The following is a 16,585-nucleotide window of genomic DNA, read 5'->3' on the forward strand; positions in this document are numbered from 1 at the left end:
AAAGTCATGTCTGAAACCCTGACACGTCGACCACTTCCCGCTCTGATGTCTGTATCTGATCGTGCTGCTGAGAGGTTGCGCGTTCTCTATGCCGGCGCTCATCAGGGACAACTTTTACGCATTGGTGTGGGTACGCGAGGCTGCTCAGGCTTGTCTTACGAAATGACTTTTGTGGATGAGCCAGCCGTAACGGATGAGCGCGTAGAAGACCAAGGTGTGACCCTGCTTGTTGATCGCAAGGCCACACTTTTTCTGACAGGAACAGTCATGGACTACGAGATCAAGGATCTCGAAGCCGGATTTACCTTCAGGAATCCAAATGAGAAGGGACGTTGTGGCTGCGGCGAGAGTTTTCACGTTTGATCCGTTTAGGATCACGTGAAAATACCAGAACCGTTTCCACTTCTGTGGACCAGAGGAACTGGTCCACAATTGTCCAGTTCAGGACTGAATAGCCTGCCTCTTTTAATGCGCGGCCATCTTTTTCCAACGCAGCAGGATTACAGCTTACATAGACGATGTCTTTAACGCCAGATTTGGCGAGTGGCATTGTCTGTGCACCAGCACCAGCATAAGGCGGATCAAGAACGACAACTCGTGTTGACTTCAGATCCTGAGTCAGAAGAGGCTGACGCATAAGATCACGATGGAATCCGTCCACCCGTCGACCGCCTGCTGCTGCCTTTAAGCAAGTTGCAGCAGCAAGATCGCCTTCATACGCTATTACGCGGCCTTTTTCCGACATGGGGAATGTCAGAGTACCGCAGCCTGCGAAAAGCTCGACTGTGATATCTTTTTTGTTGAGTGGCGGAAGCCCATCAACAACAGCCTGTACAATGGCATTTTCCGCATCTTCAGTCGCCTGAAGAAAGGCAGCGGGAGGCGGAGTAATTTCCACGCTTCCAAATGCTTTCTTGACTGCCCGCGTCTGTGAGACCGTTTCAATAGAACGGTCTTTCGGGTTTTGCCATGAAATCCGCGGCAACCCGTGTTGCCTCCCGAAGGCGGCAAGTTTCGTGCGGTCAGCGGTAGTCAACTCAGCTGGCGTCGAAAGCGTCAGGTCTGGGCCACTATCCAGAAGATTGAGGACTAAGCCTCCGCGGCCGGTCAACGCACCCAGAGAAGACAGGACCTCACGAAGTGGCTTCAGCAAAGCAAAAAGGGTCGGGTGCAGGACATGACACTCCGTCATATCCACCGGATCGCCATTGCGTCGATGAAGCCCGAGGATAACGCCACCTGGAATACGCTGGATCGCCAGGTCCATGCGTCGGCGCGTGTATGACGGCGTTTGATAACGCTGCGGAACAGGAAGATCTTCAAAGCCCGCTGCTGTCAGAGCTTCAGCGACTCGTGTTGTCTTCCAGTCTAGCAGCGCAGGCAGTGACATCTGTTGAATCGCACAGCCACCGCATTCGCCAAAGAGAGTGCAGGGAGGTGCAACTCTATCTGACGACGGAGCTGTAATTTCAATCAGTTCAGGGCGCGTACCAGAAAAGCGGGCTAGCACTTCCTCTCCTGGCAATGTGCCAGGAATAAAAAGAACATGCCCGTCGTGATGAGCCACGCCGTCAGCCGCAGCGCCTAAACCTTCAATCCGGAGGGGAAAAGCTCCGGTCCCGGGGTTATTCATCACCGTAATGACGAGCATCGTGCTGAACGGGAAGGGTCAGGTCTGTTTCGGCTGCCACCGACAGTCTGTGTCGCCGAGGCACCAGCATGAACGCAGGGGTATCCCCACCGAAGCCTGTCTTTGGTGCATCGTTTTCGAAGGCAGGGGCAAGTTCAACGGACTGGCGATCATGAGGAGCAGGCTGCGCAACGGGTGCTGCAACAGGCTGAGGCGCGTTTGCCACCTGTGTCTCGTCACGATCCGTGCGATTGCGCTTGCGCCCTCCGCGTCGGCGCTTGTTACGGCGCTGTCCTTCCGAATCGTCCTCAATGCTGGATTCTTCGGAAGTCTGCGATGGGAGTGCCCGTTTGGGTGTCTGAATCAAACGACCATTTTCGTCTTCCTGAGCCCAATCAACGGACTGTATTCCGGCAGTTTCAATGCGAGGAATAACTTTGCCTGTCAGAGTCTCAATCGCATCCAGCAGGCGGCGGTCACGGGGCCCCGCAATGCTGAAAGCATGACCATGCTTGCCGGCCCGACCAGTGCGTCCGATGCGATGCACATAGTCTTCCGCATTGAACGGCAGATCAAAATTGAAAACATGCGACAGACCGCCGATGTCAATTCCACGCCCGGCAACGTCAGAGCAGACCAGAATCTTCAACTCGCCGGACTTGAAGCTATCAAGCGTGGAGAAACGCAGGGACTGCGCTAAATCCCCGTGCAGATGGCCCGCTGCGAATCCATGCTTCGTCAGATAACGCTGGAGCATGTCCACGTCGCGCTTGCGGTTACAGAACACAATGGCGTTCTGAACATTCTGCGCCTGAAGCAGCTTACGAAGTGCCCGGCGCTTCTCGTCTTCTTCAACGACAATCAGACCTTCTTCAATCGTGGTTGCGACAGAAGATGGACGGGAGACCGTGATCTGTACCGGATTTCTTAGGAACGCATCCGCAAGGCGACGAATTTCCGGTGCCATAGTGGCGGAGAAGAAAAGCGTCTGGCGATTTGCGGGCAACAGGCTGACGATTTTTTCAATATCGGGAATAAATCCCATATCGAGCATACGGTCAGCTTCGTCGATAACCAGCGTGCTTGTCTGCGTCAGCAGTAGCCCGCCGCGTCCGAATAGATCGAGAAGACGTCCCGGAGTCGCAATCAGAACGTCCACGCCACGGTTCAGAACTTCGCGTTGTTCGGCCATGCTTTCACCGCCGATTAGCAGTGCATGGGTCAGGCGTAAGTGCTTGCCATAAAGCTTGAAATTGTCTGCAACTTGGAGGGCAAGTTCGCGGGTTGGCTCAAGAATGAGTGAACGTGGCATTCTGGCTCGCGCTCTGGAGCCAGACAGCTTCTCGATCATCGGAAGCGTGAAGGATGCAGTCTTTCCCGTTCCGGTTTGAGCCACACCCAGAACGTCGTGCCCCTTCAGAACTTCAGGAATAGCCTGAGCCTGAATAGGAGTCGGATGCTCGTAACCGAGTTCCTGAATGGCGCGCATGATGGCGTCAGAAAGGCCCAGATCAGCAAAGCGCGGACGATCTTCTGAGGCCTCAACAGCGACTACAACTTCAGCTTGTGCCGGCTCAGGTTTAATCTCAGCCGTCACTTCCGGAATAGCTGGCGCAGTTACCGGAGCTTCAGCCTCGGGCCGAACCTTCCGAGGGCGTCCACGGCGAGCTGGTGCTTTCGCTGGAGCCTCTGCTGCCTCTACTGGAGGAGCAACTTCAGGACGTGCTTCGGCTTCTGCTGGTTTAGGTGCGGACACCTCGGCTGCGATAGCAGCTTTGGGTTTGCGCCCGCGACGTGGCTTCGGTGTTTCTGCTGGCTCAACGACTTCAGGTGTAGCCTCAGCAGCAACGACTTTCGGTTTGCGCCCGCGCTTTTTGGGAGCAGGCGCTGCGACTTCTTCAACGACACCGTCACTCACAACCTTCGGCTTACGACCGCGGCGCTTGGGCGCAGGAGTTTCAGTTACTTCCGGGGCAACAGCTTCGACGGACTCGGTTGTTTCCGGAGCTGGCTTGCGTGCCTTGCGGCGAGGAGCGCTCAGCGTGTCGGTATCAGCCGTCTCGCTCTTGGGACGGCGGCCACGACGTACTGGGGCAACTTCAGCAATTTCTGGTGCGCTTTCCTCTTCGGAAATTGCAACCGCCTTCGTGCGCCGACGAGAAGGTGTTGCAGTCTTGGCAACGGCTTCTGTCTCTGTCTTTTGAGCTGCGGGACGACGACCGCGAGGCTTCTTTTCAGCTACGACCGGCTCAGGAGTAGCCGAATCGGCATCTTCCGTTTCGATCGGGGAATTCTTGATTGCCTTCGCACGGCTGCCTACGGGGCGTCCGCGTTTTGCAGGGGCAGAGGTACGGGGCTTGGAAGGACCGGAGGTCGTTTTCGCGCTCAAATGACTCTCGAGACTCTCGTTGACGGTACAGACCTGACGGAATGGACCGGAGTTGAGGGCGGGCACACGTCCCGCAACTTTAAAGTGGTGCGTTATCGGCTAAACGCTGGAATGGCAAGCGATACAGCCCATGAAGCGCCATATCGCTACCACAATCACATGCCGTGCGCCATGGCTGCAATCAGAATGTTCGCAAGACCAAGGCCAGCCATGAGAACCATACGGTTTCTGAGAGTGTCAAAAACAGCAGGTTGCGGGCGCATGGCCCGACGGGCTCGCAGGAATGGGCCGCGAACTGTTGTTATGAAAACCACTGCCATGGCAATCCCGATCAACTGCATGGCATTGATCGTCCAGTTTACGGCAGCAAAGCCGCCTTCATGGAAAACAAGTGCCCAGCCGCTCACCAGGGAAAAAGGCACAACCTGCCAGAGGCCTTTGAAAAAGCGTGTGTAGTTCTGCAAAAGGACCGAAGAGCGTGGTCCCGGGTCGAGGAGGCCAACTGTGGAGCGGACAACCAGGGCGGAGTAGATTGATCCGCCAATCCAGTATGTCATGCACAGAAGATGGATTGCGAGCACTAGGCTCCAGAGAAGTGAACCCGTCATTGATCCTCGTCATGGTCAGGTGGGTGAAGGAAGAGCAGGGATATCCCTGATGTATCGGCCGGAGGTTACCCGAGGGGAATGTCCAAAGGCCATAGGGAACGCGGATGTCGCCTGTGCTTTCTGTAAGCATGCCCGCTCATCAGGAGAAAAACAGAGTTATGCCTCCATACCCTCTTGCGCTGCTAACACCCAAGGAAAGCGACATGATGGATCATGCAGCTTCGGCTGTCGTTCCTGTCGCGCAACTCATGGAAAATGCGGGATGGGCCGTTGCTCGAGCCATTCGCAAGCGGTTTCAGAAATGTCGCGTGGCCGTTGTTTGCGGCCCGGGTAACAACGGAGGAGACGGTTACGTTGTGGCCCGTCTTTTGGCGCGATGGGGGTGGTCGGTCCGAGTGGTGGCGATGGGTACTCCCAAAGAGGGTGGGCCGGCATTTGTCGCTGCGTCAGGGTGGGCTGGTCCTGTGCTGCCATTCGAGAGAGCATCTCTGGAAGGAACTGACCTACTGGTTGATGCTGTTTTTGGGTCTGGGTTGAAGCGTCCAGTCAGTGACGACGTAGCTGAAGTGCTCGCAGCTGTTCCTCGGCGTGTAGCAATCGATATGCCGAGTGGCGTATCCGGAGAAACTGGAGAAGTGCTCGGTCAGGCACAGAGTTGCGCGTTGACGGTCACGTTTGTGAGGCCACGGCCAGGTCATTTTCTGGAGCCCGGGCGAGGATTGTGCGGGGAGCTGGTCTGCGCCGATATCGGTATGCCTGAGCAGGCATGGATTGGCCTGAAGCCAAAAATAAGTTTCAATTGGCCGGGGCTTTGGGAGCTGCCGGTCTCCGGAGAGGGAGACTATAAATATCGACGCGGTGTTGTGAGTGTCTGTGGTGGTGCTGTTATGCCGGGCGCCACAAGGCTGGCAGCACGAGCCGCACGGCGGACGGGCGCCGGGCTTGTCCGCATCGCAGCCCGAAAAGCTGCAGAAGCTTATCGACTCGGCGACCCGGGACTCATCATTGATGACCAGTCTCTTGGCTCCCTGCTGGAAGATTTGCGACGGAAGGTCTGGATCTGTGGCCCCGGCCTGACCCCTGAAGAGGTTTCTGAAGTTCTCCCTGCGCTATTGGCTGCAAAAAAAACGGTTCTTGCGGATGCCGGTGCTTTGGCGTGGGGAGCGGAAGACCTTTCTCGTCTGAAAGGTGTGGCGGCTGTTACGCCGCATATCGGCGAATTCAAAAAGCTGTTTGGCCCTGTGACTGGGAGTCGAACTGAAGCTGCCTTGAACGCTGCGCGTGAGTTGAATGCCGTGATGGTCATGAAGGGTTCAGATACGATCATAGCTGCGCCAGACGGACGCATTGCAATCAACGCGCACGCCACATCGGCGCTTGCTACTGCAGGGTCTGGCGATACACTGACGGGTGTGATTGGGACTTTGATGGCTGCGGGAATGGAGACCTGGGAGGCGTGTTGCGCGGGTGTCTGGCTGCATGGTGAGGCAGGAATACAGGCATCCCGTGATCACGGTGGGTGGCCCGTCGCAGAGGATCTGGATCTTCCCCTGGGGGAGGCTCGGAGCGTCGCGACAGAGCTTTCAAAGGCGGATTTAAGCAAAAACCCGATGGCCGCCCTGTTGTGAAGTGGCGTTTCATGCGCTAAAGGCCGCGCTTCCAAGGTTCGGTAACACGAACCCCGGAGACGGGGCTGAGCGGGCGTGGTGGAATTGGTAGACACGCCAGATTTAGGTTCTGGTGGCGCAAGTCGTGGGGGTTCAAGTCCCTCCGCCCGTACCAACCCGGTTTCCTGAGAAGAGATTTTAACATACCCGACCGAGAGGATCGCCTGGCTCATGCAGGTTACGCCCACGCTCAACGAAGGACTTAAGCGCGCCTTCACTGTCGTTGTCCCGTCTGCGGACCTGCAGGCTCGTCGCGCCGCCCGACTCGCAGAAGTTGCACGCACGATCAAGCTTCCGGGTTTCCGTCCGGGCAAGGTGCCGGCATCTCTCGTCAAGCAGCGTCATGGCGCAGCCGTGAATGCGGAACTGATGGAAGAAGTTGTTAACGACACGGTTGGCAAGCTTCTCCAGGAACAGGACGTCCGTGCGGCTATGCAGCCGAAGGTCGAACTGGTTTCTGCTCCGGACTCTGATGGCGATCTGGAATTCAAGATCGAAGTTGAAGTTCTGCCGGAAATTGCAGTTCCTGATCTGTCTGGTCTGAAGCTGACGCGTCTGACCTCCAAGGTTGACGAAGAAGTCGTGAACAAGGCTCTGGCTGACCTCGCCCGTCGCAGCCGCAAATTTGACGCCATTGAAGAAGATCGCGCTGCCGTAAAGGGTGACGTGGTCTGCGTTGACTTCGTTGGTAAGCATGATGGCACGCCGTTTGACGGTGGCACGGCTGAAGACGTGAACGTCGAAATCGGCGGTGAAGGCTTCATTCCGGGTTTTGCCGAGCAGATGGAAGGCATGAAGGCCGGGGAAGAGCGCGTTATCAACGTGACGTTCCCGGAAGACTATCAGGCTGAAGAACTGGCCGGTAAGGCTGTGACGTTCGACATCAAGGCGAAGTCCCTGAAGAAGCCTGTTGATCCGGAAATTAACGATGATCTGGCCAAGGACATTGGTCTTGAGAGCATCGAGCAGATCCGCTCCCTGATCACGGAGCAGGCTGAAGGCGAGTACAAGCAGCTTTCCCGTCTGCGCATCAAGCGCGAGCTTCTGGACGCCCTGTCTGAGAAGACCGACTTTGAAGCCCCGCAGAGCATGGTTGACGCCGAGTTCGGTCAGATCTGGACCCGCGTCGAGCAGGATCGCGAAGCTGGTCGCATGGACGAGGAAGATGCAGGCAAGGACGAAGAGACCCTGCGTGCAGATTACCGTCGTATTGCAGAGCGCCGCGTGAAGCTGGGTCTGCTGCTGGCTGAAATTGGTCGCAAGCAGGAAATTCAGGTGTCCCGCGAGGAACTGCTGGGTGCGATGCAGCAGGAAGCTCAGCGTTACCCGGGTCAGGAAAAGATGGTTTTCGAGTTCTTCTCCAAGAACCCGCAGGCTGTTGAAGGGCTTCGTGGCCCGATCCTGGAAAACAAGGTTGTCGACTATCTGATCGAGCTGGCTGACGTCACCGAAAAGGAAGTCACACCTGAAGAACTCGCAGAAATCCCGCCTGCCGAGCTCTGAGAGTACTGACGTAAGAAGGACGGGCACTCTCAGGAGTGCCCGTTTTGCTGTCTGCTCCCTTTGACGGAACGCTCTCTCGGGTCCATGTTAGAGAGAACAGACAGCCCATCGGGCATTGAGGAACAGACAGTATGACCATTGGGGACCGCGATCCCGTCGAGGTGTTCAACAACTCTCTGGTGCCGATGGTGGTCGAACAGACTGCCCGCGGAGAGCGAGCTTTCGACATTTTTTCACGCCTCCTTCAGGAGCGTATCATCTTCCTGACCGGCCCGGTTTACGATCAGGTGTCATCCTTGATCAGCGCTCAGCTTCTGTATCTTGAGAGCGTCAATCCGACCAAGGAAATTTCGTTCTACATCAACAGCCCTGGCGGTGTCGTTTCCGCTGGTCTCGCGATTTATGACACGATGCAGTACATTCGTTGCCCTGTTAGCACTGTCTGCATTGGTCAGGCTGCGTCCATGGGGTCGCTGCTCTTGGCTGGTGGCGAGAAGGGGCATCGTTACTGCCTGCCGAATGCGCGCGTGATGGTGCATCAGCCATCTGGTGGAGCACAGGGTCAGGCGTCCGATATTGAGATTCAGGCTCGTGAGATCCTGTTGATCCGTCAGCGCCTGAACGAAATCTATCGTGAGCACACAGGGCAGACGCTTGAAGAGATCGAGCGCAAGCTCGAGCGTGATAGCTATCTGTCTGCTGAAGAAGCGAAAGAATTCGGTCTGATTGACGCTGTTGTGCGACGTCACCCCAACGTGGCAGCCAGTCAGGATTGAGTTTGTTTGAAGTGACAGGGGAGAAGGTTGCTCCCCTTGGAAAGAAAAAGCGGCATACCGATATGCCGCTTTTCATGTCTTGGAGCCCAGGGCTTCGGGGTTGCCGAAGGCTGAGACCTCGGCCTAGAGTTTTAAGTGCTTCCGCATGTCTGCTGCCGAAAAGTGGTCGGTGCGTGCGTGAGGGGAAAGAGGAACAGCGATGAGCAACAAATCCGGCGATTCCAAAAACACCCTGTATTGCTCGTTCTGTGGGAAATCCCAGCACGAAGTGCGCAAGCTGATCGCTGGCCCGACAGTTTTCATCTGTGATGAATGCGTTGAGTTGTGCATGGACATCATTCGCGAGGAGCATAAAACGCATCTCGTGAAGTCCCGAGACGGTGTTCCGACGCCAAAAGAAATCTGCAAGGTTCTGGACGATTACGTCATTGGTCAGTTCGAGGCCAAGCGCGCGCTTTCTGTGGCCGTTCATAACCACTACAAGCGTCTGGCCCATGCTCAGAAGAGCAATGACATCGAGATCGCGAAGTCGAACATTCTTCTGATTGGCCCGACCGGAACAGGCAAGACGCTGCTGGCTCAGACGCTGGCTCGTATTCTCGATGTGCCGTTTACCATGGCTGATGCCACGACGCTGACCGAAGCCGGTTATGTGGGCGAGGACGTTGAAAACATCATCCTGAAGCTTCTTCAGGCATCAGACTATAACGTTGAGCGTGCGCAGCGTGGCATCGTCTACATCGATGAAATCGATAAGATTTCTCGTAAGTCCGATAACCCCTCCATCACGCGTGATGTGTCGGGCGAAGGTGTACAGCAGGCACTGCTCAAGCTGATGGAAGGGACCGTTGCGTCCGTTCCGCCGCAGGGTGGCCGCAAGCATCCTCAGCAGGAGTTCCTGCAGGTGGATACGACGAACATGCTGTTCATCTGCGGTGGTGCCTTCGCGGGGCTGGACAAGATCATTGCAGCGCGTGGGAAAGGCTCAGGTATCGGTTTTGGGGCAGATGTGCGTTCTGAAGACGAGCGCCGTCTGGGAGCGATCCTTCAGACTGTCGAACCTGAAGATCTTCTCAAATTTGGGCTGATTCCAGAGTTCATTGGTCGTCTGCCTGTCATCGCGGCCCTGAATGATCTGGATGAAGCTGCTTTGATCCAGATTTTGAGCAAGCCCAAGAATGCGTTGACCAAGCAGTATGCGCGTCTCTTCGAAATGGAAGGCGTCAAGCTGACATTCACGGAAGACGCACTTTCCGCCATCGCGAAGCGTGCCATCGAACGTAAGACAGGTGCACGTGGCCTTCGGTCGATCATGGAGAATATTCTTCTGGGAACAATGTTCGATCTTCCTGGGCTGGACAGCGTTGAGGAAGTCGTCATCAATCGTGAAGTGGCGGAAAGCAAAGCCAACCCTGTGTATGTGTATGGGAAAGGCAAAAGCGAGCCGGCTGAGCAGTCTGCCTAAGAGTGTTGAAGGGGCCGTCTTGTCAGACGGCCTTTTCGTTCCGACATTCTGGATAGATGCTGTCTGAATTCGTGCCTTTTCTGCATGAAGAGACATCACGGTGTTCGCGCTGCCAGGCAGGCGGAGGCCGTGGGATCGTCCCTATGGAGATCAAGTGAATGACTGACGATACCAAGCCTAAAACGCGCCGTCGCACAAAGAAGGTGGACGACGCTGCTGTTGTAGAAAAGAAGCCTGCCCGCAAGCCGCGAGCCAAAGCTGCCGCTCCAGTAGAGGCTGTGCCTGAGGCCGCTCCGGCTTCGCGTCCGGATGTTATGGCTGTACTGCCGCTGCGGAACATTGTTGTGTTTCCACACATGATTGTTCCGCTGTTCGTCGGCCGGGAAAAGTCTGTCAAGGCGCTGGAAACGGTCACTCGTGACAGCAAGCAGATCCTGCTTGTTGCGCAGAAAGATGTTTCGCAGGATGACCCTTCTGCTGACGACATTTACCGGTACGGCACGGTTTCCACCATCCTTCAGTTGCTGAAGCTGCCGGACGGCACCGTTAAGGTTCTGGTCGAAGGAACCCGTCGTGTTGAGATCACGCGTCTGTTCGACGTGGACGGTCACTTCGAAGCTGAAGTGAAAGAAATTGCGGAGGAGCCTTTGTCGGCTACTCCTGGCAGCGATCTGGAAGCTCTGGGCCGCTCAACGGTTTCCCAGTTCGAGCAGTATATCAAGCTCAACAAGAAGATCCCGCCTGAAGTCATGGTCTCGATCAACCAGATCGAGGATCTGTCAAAGCTCGCGGACACAATTGCCAGCCATCTGAATCTCAAGATTTCCGAAAAGCAGGAAATTCTCGAGATGGCCTCTGCTGAGCAGCGTCTGGAGCAGGTCTTTGCTCATATTGAGACAGAGATTGGTGTTCTGCAGGTTGAGAAGCGTATCCGGAACCGCGTGAAACGGCAGATGGAGAAGACGCAGCGCGAATATTATCTCAATGAGCAGCTTAAGGCGATCCAGAAGGAGCTTGGGGAAGGCGAGGATGGCAAGGACGAACTTGCCGAGCTTGAAGAGAAGATCAACAAGACGCGCCTGAGTCGTGAAGCCAAGGAAAAGGCCCATGCCGAGCTGAAAAAACTCCGTGGCATGAGCCCGATGTCAGCAGAAAGCACGGTCGTCCGGAATTATCTGGACTGGCTGTTGGGTATCCCGTGGAAAAAGCGTTCCAAGATCACCAAGGAGTTCACGCACGCTGAAGGTGTACTTGAAGCCGAACATTACGGTCTGGAGAAGGTCAAGGAGCGTATCCTTGAGTATCTTGCCGTGCAGACGCGTTCCCAGAAGATCAAGGGACCAATCCTGTGCCTCGTAGGGCCGCCGGGCGTTGGTAAAACGTCTCTCGCACGGTCTATCGCCAAGGCAACGGGCCGTCAGTATGTTCGGATGTCTCTGGGTGGTGTGCGCGACGAATCGGAAATTCGCGGCCATCGCCGGACGTATATCGGGTCCATGCCTGGAAAAATTATTCAGGGCATGAAGAAAGCGAAAACGTCTAATCCGCTGTTCCTGCTGGATGAGATCGACAAGCTAGGCGCGGATTGGAGAGGTGATCCTTCGTCTGCACTTCTGGAGGTCTTGGACCCAGAGCAGAACTCAACGTTTGCCGATCACTATCTGGAAGTCGATTACGATCTCTCGGATGTCATGTTCGTGACGACGGCTAACAGCCTGAACATGCCGCAGCCACTGCTGGATCGTATGGAGATCATCAATCTCTCCGGGTACACGGAAGATGAGAAGGTCCAGATCGCGCGTCGTCATCTGCTGTCAAAGCAGGCTGAGGCCCACAATCTCAAGCCGGATGAATGGTCTGTTTCCGATGAGACGCTGATGGAGTTGATCCGCTCCTACACGCGTGAGGCTGGCGTCAGAAATCTCGAGCGTGAGATTGCCCGATTGGCTCGTAAGGCCGTGAAGGAAATCATCACGACGGGTGTGACGCATGTTGAGATCACGCCGGACAACCTGGAAAAATACGCAGGTGTCCGCCGCTTCCGTCATGGTGAGACCGAGACGGAAGATATGGTTGGTGTCGTGACCGGACTTGCCTGGACGCAGGTCGGCGGCGAGATCTTGACGATTGAGAGCGTCATGGTGCCTGGAAAGGGGCAGGTGAAGCAGACTGGCAAGCTGGGGGAAGTGATGCAGGAGAGCATCTCGGCCGCCCTGTCTTACGTCCGATCACGAGCTCAGGACTTCGGCATCCGGCCACCTCTTTTCGAGAAGCGCGACATCCACGTGCATCTTCCAGAGGGGGCTACGCCGAAGGACGGTCCGTCCGCAGGTATTGCGCTTGCTACGTCTCTTGTCAGTATTCTGACGCAGATTCCCATCCGTAGAGATGTGGCGATGACGGGCGAAATTACGCTGCGTGGTCGTGTGCTGGAAATTGGTGGCTTGAAAGAAAAGCTGCTTGCAGCGCTTCGGGCAGGGATCAAAACTGTTCTTATCCCGAAGGATAATGAAAAGGATCTTGCCGAGGTTCCTGAGAATGTCCGCCATGCTCTCAAGATTATTCCAGTCAGTCACGTCGACGACGTTCTGAAAATTGCTCTCACGCGTATGCCTGAGGCGATTGAATGGGATGAAAATGTCGATCCTGTAGGCGGAATTTCGGCTGAGAAAGTGGCTCCAAGGGCACTTCCGCACTAACGGTTGGGTTCTTATACGATTCTAACAGTTGACGCGGCCAAAAAGCGCTTCATAGTGCGGCCGCAGATCGAACAAGCGCCTGAGCCGCAAGACTCTTCGGAGGTTGGCTCAGGTGCTCTTAACACCAGAAAGGCACATCATGGAGAAGCCCCTCAACAAGCAGGAACTGATCGCCGCCGTTGCTGACGCCGCCGATCTTCCGAAGGCCAAGGCCAGCGAAGTTGTCGATGCGGTGTTCAGCACGATCGAGAAGACGCTTGCCAAGAAGCAGGAAGTTCGTCTGGTTGGTTTCGGTAGCTTCGTGACCGCTACGCGTAAGGCCGCCAAGGGCCGTAACCCGCGTACGGGCGAAGAGATCGACATTCCGGCATCCACCTCTGTCCGTTTCAAGCCGGGCAAAGGTCTTAAGGACGCCGTAAGCGAATAATTTCGCTTTTTTGGTTCTGAGTGCCTTTACGGGTGCTCAGAACCGTGTATATAGGCCACGTGTTTTCAGAGGGCGATTAGCTCAGCGGTAGAGCGTCTCGTTTACACCGAGAGGGTCGGCAGTTCAATCCTGTCATCGCCCACCACATGAAGACTGTTTTTTGACTATGGCCTGGCGTTTCGAAGTTTATGAGACGTTGGGATCGACTTCCGATCTCTGTAAAGAGAAAGCTGAGGCTGGAGCCCCCGAGAGGCTCGCCGTTCAGGCACTTTTCCAAACATCAGGGCGTGGAACCCGAGGTCGCAGTTGGGTAGATCCCGGCGGTAATCTGGCAATTTCTCTATTGTTCAAACCGCAAAATCTTGAAAAATTTTTGATTGCGTGCCCGTTTCTGACCGCTTTGGCGCTTTACGAAACAGCGCAGAGTTTCTGCCCTTCAAAAGCAGAGTTTTTGCTGAAATGGCCAAATGATCTGCTCTTGAATGAACGCAAAATGGCGGGAGTTCTGATTGAGGCGGGTGGTATTGCGTCTAACAGGTGGGTTGTTGTCGGTATTGGTGCAAACCTGGCGCAGGCGCCTGACGTCCCTGGTCGTCAGTTGGCAGCCCTTTCCGAGGTCGCTCCTTCAGTCGATCCCATCAAGTTTGGCGAGGCACTGACGGCGGAAATGGACCGCTGGATTGCCGCGTGGAATGATCATGGTTTCGAAGTCATTCGTCGGGCATGGCTCGAAAGAGCGCATCCGGTTGGACGTCATCTTGCGGTTCAGCGTGGTGAAACTTATATAACAGGTTCATTTTCAGGGTTGGATGAACAGGGGCGACTGCTTCTCGCTCTCCCGGGTGGTGAAACCATACCGGTCGTAACAGGTGATATCCTGCTGGGTTAAAGGGACCGGATCGGAACGTGCTTCTCGTCATTGATGCTGGCAACACCAACGTTGTGTTTGCCGTCCACGACGGTCAGTCGTGGATCGGTCAGTGGCGCATGTCCACCAGCGACTCCCGTACAGCAGATGAATATGCCGTTTGGTTACTGGGCCTTTTCGATCGTATTGGGCTGACGCCTGCGTCTGTCACGCGCGCGATTATCGGAACTGTTGTTCCCGCAGCATTGTATGATTTGCGGCGTTTCTGTCGCCAGTGGCTCGATGTGGAGCCACTTGTGGCCAATGCTGGCTTGGATTGGGGCATTGAAGCGCTAGTCGATAACCCGGCAGAACTTGGTGCGGATCGTCGATTGAACGGTCTGGCAGCCCAGCACTTTTATGGTGGCCCGCTCATTGTTGTTGATTTTGGCACGGCAACAACGTTTGATGTCGTGAATGAATACGGTCAATACTGTGGTGGGGCGATTGCTCCGGGCGTCAATCTGTCCATTGATGCCTTGCACAGAGCGGCCGCTCGATTGCCACGGATGAGCATCGGGCGCCCTCTGAACGCAATTGGCCGAAGCACAAGCGTTGCCATGCGTTCCGGACTCTTCTGGGGCTATGTTGGCCTGGTTGAAGGGATCGTAGGAAGAATTTCCGAAGAAATGGGCGGACGCCCCAAGATTGTTGCAACAGGCGGTCTTGCGCCTCTGTTTTCAGAGGGCACCAACCTGTTTGACGTGATGGCCCCTGATCTGACCCTGGATGGCCTCCGTCTTCTGGCGGACCGCAATGCGCTCCTGCCGATCTCAAATTCCCCCGAAGGCATGTAGGCTTTCGGCAATGAATATCGCTCATGATGGTAACACACGTAAGGAATAACTATGACGGATACACCTGACGGTTTGTCCTTCCTGCCTTTGGGCGGGACGGGCGAGATCGGCATGAATTTCAATCTCTACCGCCTCACTAAAAACAGTAAGGAAACCTGGCTCGCCATAGATTGCGGCATTGGCTTCTCAGGTAACGACACGCCTGAAGCTGAAGTGCTGATGCCGGACCCGACGTTTATCGCGGACCGTGCAAAGGATCTGTGTGGGCTGGTCATTACACATGCCCATGAAGATCATCTGGGTGCAGTAGCTCATCTCTGGCCTTATCTGCGTTGCCCGGTTTATGCCACGCCGTTCGCTGCCGCAGTACTGCGTCGCAAGCTGCATGAAGCGCATCTGGTTAATCAGGTAAAAATTCATGTGGTGATGCCGGGCTCGCGCTTCCATGTCGGCCCGTTTGATCTTCAGTTTGTGTCGGTGACGCACTCTGTCGCGGAAGCGCAGGCAGTTGCTCTGCGGACACCCCATGGGCTGATCGTTCATACCGGTGACTGGAAGCTGGATGAAAATCCGCTTGTTGGCCCGGTTACTGATCTGGAAGAGTTCCGTCGTCTGGGTGACGAAGGCGTTCTGGCGATGGTGGGTGATAGCACCAACGTCATGAAGGAAGGTCGCTCAGAGTCGGAAGCTGACGTTCGCAAGGGCCTGACGGATCTGATCACGAGCCTTCAGGGACGTGTGGCCGTAACGTGCTTTGCCAGCAACGTGGCGCGCGTTGAGAGCATTGCGAAGGCTGCCATGGCGGCTGGTCGTGCTGTCATGATCGTGGGTCGTTCCCTGCGTAATCTTGAAACTGCTGCTCGTGAGTGTGGCTACTTCAGCGATCTGCCACCGTTCCTGACGGAGCAGGACGCACGTGACGTCCATGATGACAACCTTCTGATGATCATCACGGGAAGCCAGGGTGAACCCCGCTCTGCGCTCTCCCGTATCGCGTCCGATACTCATCCGAACATCTCGCTGGGTGAGGGTGACACGGTCATTTACAGCTCCCGCGTCATTCCGGGGAATGAGCAGGCTGTCATGGCTGTGCAGGACAACCTGTCCCGTCGTGGTGTGACTGTTCTGACTGACAAGGACGCGAAGGTTCATACGTCCGGTCATGCAACGGGCGATGATATCCGCGTTCTGTATGGCATTGTCCGTCCGAAATACAGCATCCCGACGCATGGCGAATGGCGTCATCTGACGGCTCATGCGGCTCTGGCCCATGAGATGGGTTCTGATCCGATCCTGCTGGAAGATGGCGACATCCTGAACCTGTCGCCGGGTGAAGTGAAGGTTGTCGATACGGCACCGACTGGTCGTCTGGCGCTGGATGGCGGTCGTCTTCTCCCCATGACAGGCGGTGTTCTGGCAGCACGTCGCAAGATGCTCTTCAACGGCATGGTTCTTGCGAGCTTCGCTGTTGATGACGAAGGCTATGTGATCGGTGAGCCAAAGATCAGCGCGCCGGGACTTTTGGAATCGGAAGATCCGGAAAGCATTCGCATTCAGGAAGAATTCGCTGATTCTATTGACGAAATTCCTGATGAACTGCGAAAGGACGACACGGCATTCCGTGATGCGGCCAAGACGGCTCTGCGCCGTGCCCTGGGGCGTAAGCTCCAGAAGCGTCCGCTTGTCGATGTTCATCTGCTGCGCGTCTGAGAGAATA

The 16,585-nt window shown here is 55.7% G+C and carries 13 protein-coding genes and 2 tRNA genes; 12 read left to right on the forward strand and 3 right to left on the reverse strand.

Annotated features, from left to right (window positions below):
- Positions 1-6 precede the first annotated feature (6 nt).
- The gene (locus JN414_RS07330) at positions 7-363 is read left to right on the forward strand and encodes an iron-sulfur cluster assembly accessory protein (RefSeq protein ID WP_046901420.1); all 357 of its coding nucleotides are present in this window, start codon (positions 7-9) and stop codon (positions 361-363) included.
- Here the strand turns inward: JN414_RS07330 and JN414_RS07335 are convergent.
- The 3 genes from JN414_RS07335 to JN414_RS07345 all read right to left on the reverse strand — a co-directional run bounded on the left by JN414_RS07335 (position 308) and on the right by JN414_RS07345 (position 4,627).
- Entirely contained in the window at positions 308-1,633 is a 1,326-nt protein-coding gene (locus JN414_RS07335) for a class I SAM-dependent RNA methyltransferase (RefSeq protein WP_237389956.1), read from the reverse strand. The genes JN414_RS07330 and JN414_RS07335 overlap by 56 nt on opposite strands.
- Entirely contained in the window at positions 1,626-3,548 is a 1,923-nt protein-coding gene (locus tag JN414_RS07340) for a DEAD/DEAH box helicase (RefSeq protein ID WP_237389957.1), read from the reverse strand. The genes JN414_RS07335 and JN414_RS07340 overlap by 8 nt, the downstream gene beginning before the upstream one ends.
- Before the next feature lie 626 nt (positions 3,549-4,174).
- A complete protein-coding gene (locus JN414_RS07345; RefSeq protein WP_202207336.1) occupies positions 4,175-4,627 on the reverse strand; it encodes a hypothetical protein in 453 nt (150 codons plus the stop codon).
- A gap of 158 nt (positions 4,628-4,785) precedes the next feature.
- Between JN414_RS07345 and JN414_RS07350 the strand changes: the two genes are divergently transcribed.
- The 11 genes from JN414_RS07350 to JN414_RS07400 all read left to right on the forward strand — a co-directional run bounded on the left by JN414_RS07350 (position 4,786) and on the right by JN414_RS07400 (position 16,578).
- A complete protein-coding gene (locus JN414_RS07350; protein WP_202207337.1) occupies positions 4,786-6,255 on the forward strand; it encodes an NAD(P)H-hydrate dehydratase in 1,470 nt (489 codons plus the stop codon).
- A 69-nt stretch (positions 6,256-6,324) separates the two neighbouring features.
- Positions 6,325-6,409: transfer RNA gene (locus JN414_RS07355), tRNA-Leu, on the forward strand.
- Between the two features lie 56 nt (positions 6,410-6,465).
- On the forward strand, positions 6,466-7,797 hold the full coding sequence (tig, locus tag JN414_RS07360) for a trigger factor (protein ID WP_202207338.1): 1,332 nt from the start codon (positions 6,466-6,468) through the stop codon (positions 7,795-7,797).
- Positions 7,798-7,928: 131 nt separating this feature from the next.
- The gene (locus JN414_RS07365) at positions 7,929-8,573 is read left to right on the forward strand and encodes an ATP-dependent Clp protease proteolytic subunit (protein WP_046901425.1); all 645 of its coding nucleotides are present in this window, start codon (positions 7,929-7,931) and stop codon (positions 8,571-8,573) included.
- A gap of 199 nt (positions 8,574-8,772) precedes the next feature.
- A complete protein-coding gene (clpX, locus tag JN414_RS07370) occupies positions 8,773-10,038 on the forward strand; it encodes an ATP-dependent Clp protease ATP-binding subunit ClpX (protein ID WP_202207339.1) in 1,266 nt (421 codons plus the stop codon).
- A 158-nt stretch (positions 10,039-10,196) separates the two neighbouring features.
- The gene (gene lon, locus JN414_RS07375) at positions 10,197-12,737 is read left to right on the forward strand and encodes an endopeptidase La (RefSeq protein WP_202207340.1); all 2,541 of its coding nucleotides are present in this window, start codon (positions 10,197-10,199) and stop codon (positions 12,735-12,737) included.
- Between the two features lie 139 nt (positions 12,738-12,876).
- Complete coding sequence (locus JN414_RS07380) at positions 12,877-13,164, forward strand: HU family DNA-binding protein (RefSeq protein ID WP_007282110.1); 288 nt, start codon at positions 12,877-12,879, stop codon at positions 13,162-13,164.
- 70 nt (positions 13,165-13,234) lie between these two features.
- A tRNA-Val gene (locus JN414_RS07385) sits at positions 13,235-13,309 on the forward strand.
- A gap of 21 nt (positions 13,310-13,330) precedes the next feature.
- Positions 13,331-14,053: a biotin--[acetyl-CoA-carboxylase] ligase gene (locus JN414_RS07390; protein ID WP_202207341.1), complete on the forward strand. Its 723-nt coding sequence runs from the start codon at positions 13,331-13,333 to the stop codon at positions 14,051-14,053.
- Positions 14,054-14,070: 17 nt separating this feature from the next.
- Entirely contained in the window at positions 14,071-14,868 is a 798-nt protein-coding gene (locus JN414_RS07395) for a type III pantothenate kinase (protein ID WP_046901429.1), read from the forward strand.
- A 51-nt stretch (positions 14,869-14,919) separates the two neighbouring features.
- Complete coding sequence (locus JN414_RS07400) at positions 14,920-16,578, forward strand: ribonuclease J (RefSeq protein ID WP_064273152.1); 1,659 nt, start codon at positions 14,920-14,922, stop codon at positions 16,576-16,578.
- Positions 16,579-16,585 lie beyond the last annotated feature (7 nt).

Origin of the sequence: Gluconobacter sp. Gdi (assembly GCF_014132155.1) — a bacterium.
GTDB lineage: Bacteria > Pseudomonadota > Alphaproteobacteria > Acetobacterales > Acetobacteraceae > Gluconobacter.

Excerpts from the sequence above, each read along its gene's own strand:
- JN414_RS07330 (WP_046901420.1), top strand. The coding sequence starts at position 7 with ATGTCTGAAACCCTGACACGTCGACCACTTCCCGCTCTGATGTCTGTA.
- JN414_RS07335 (WP_237389956.1), bottom strand. The coding sequence starts at position 1,633 with ATGAATAACCCCGGGACCGGAGCTTTTCCCCTCCGGATTGAAGGTTTA.
- JN414_RS07345 (WP_202207336.1), bottom strand. The coding sequence starts at position 4,627 with ATGACGGGTTCACTTCTCTGGAGCCTAGTGCTCGCAATCCATCTTCTG.
- JN414_RS07350 (WP_202207337.1), top strand. The coding sequence starts at position 4,786 with ATGCCTCCATACCCTCTTGCGCTGCTAACACCCAAGGAAAGCGACATG.
- tig (WP_202207338.1), top strand. The coding sequence starts at position 6,466 with ATGCAGGTTACGCCCACGCTCAACGAAGGACTTAAGCGCGCCTTCACT.
- JN414_RS07365 (WP_046901425.1), top strand. The coding sequence starts at position 7,929 with ATGACCATTGGGGACCGCGATCCCGTCGAGGTGTTCAACAACTCTCTG.
- clpX (WP_202207339.1), top strand. The coding sequence starts at position 8,773 with ATGAGCAACAAATCCGGCGATTCCAAAAACACCCTGTATTGCTCGTTC.
- lon (WP_202207340.1), top strand. The coding sequence starts at position 10,197 with ATGACTGACGATACCAAGCCTAAAACGCGCCGTCGCACAAAGAAGGTG.
- JN414_RS07380 (WP_007282110.1), top strand. The coding sequence starts at position 12,877 with ATGGAGAAGCCCCTCAACAAGCAGGAACTGATCGCCGCCGTTGCTGAC.
- JN414_RS07390 (WP_202207341.1), top strand. The coding sequence starts at position 13,331 with ATGGCCTGGCGTTTCGAAGTTTATGAGACGTTGGGATCGACTTCCGAT.
- JN414_RS07400 (WP_064273152.1), top strand. The coding sequence starts at position 14,920 with ATGACGGATACACCTGACGGTTTGTCCTTCCTGCCTTTGGGCGGGACG.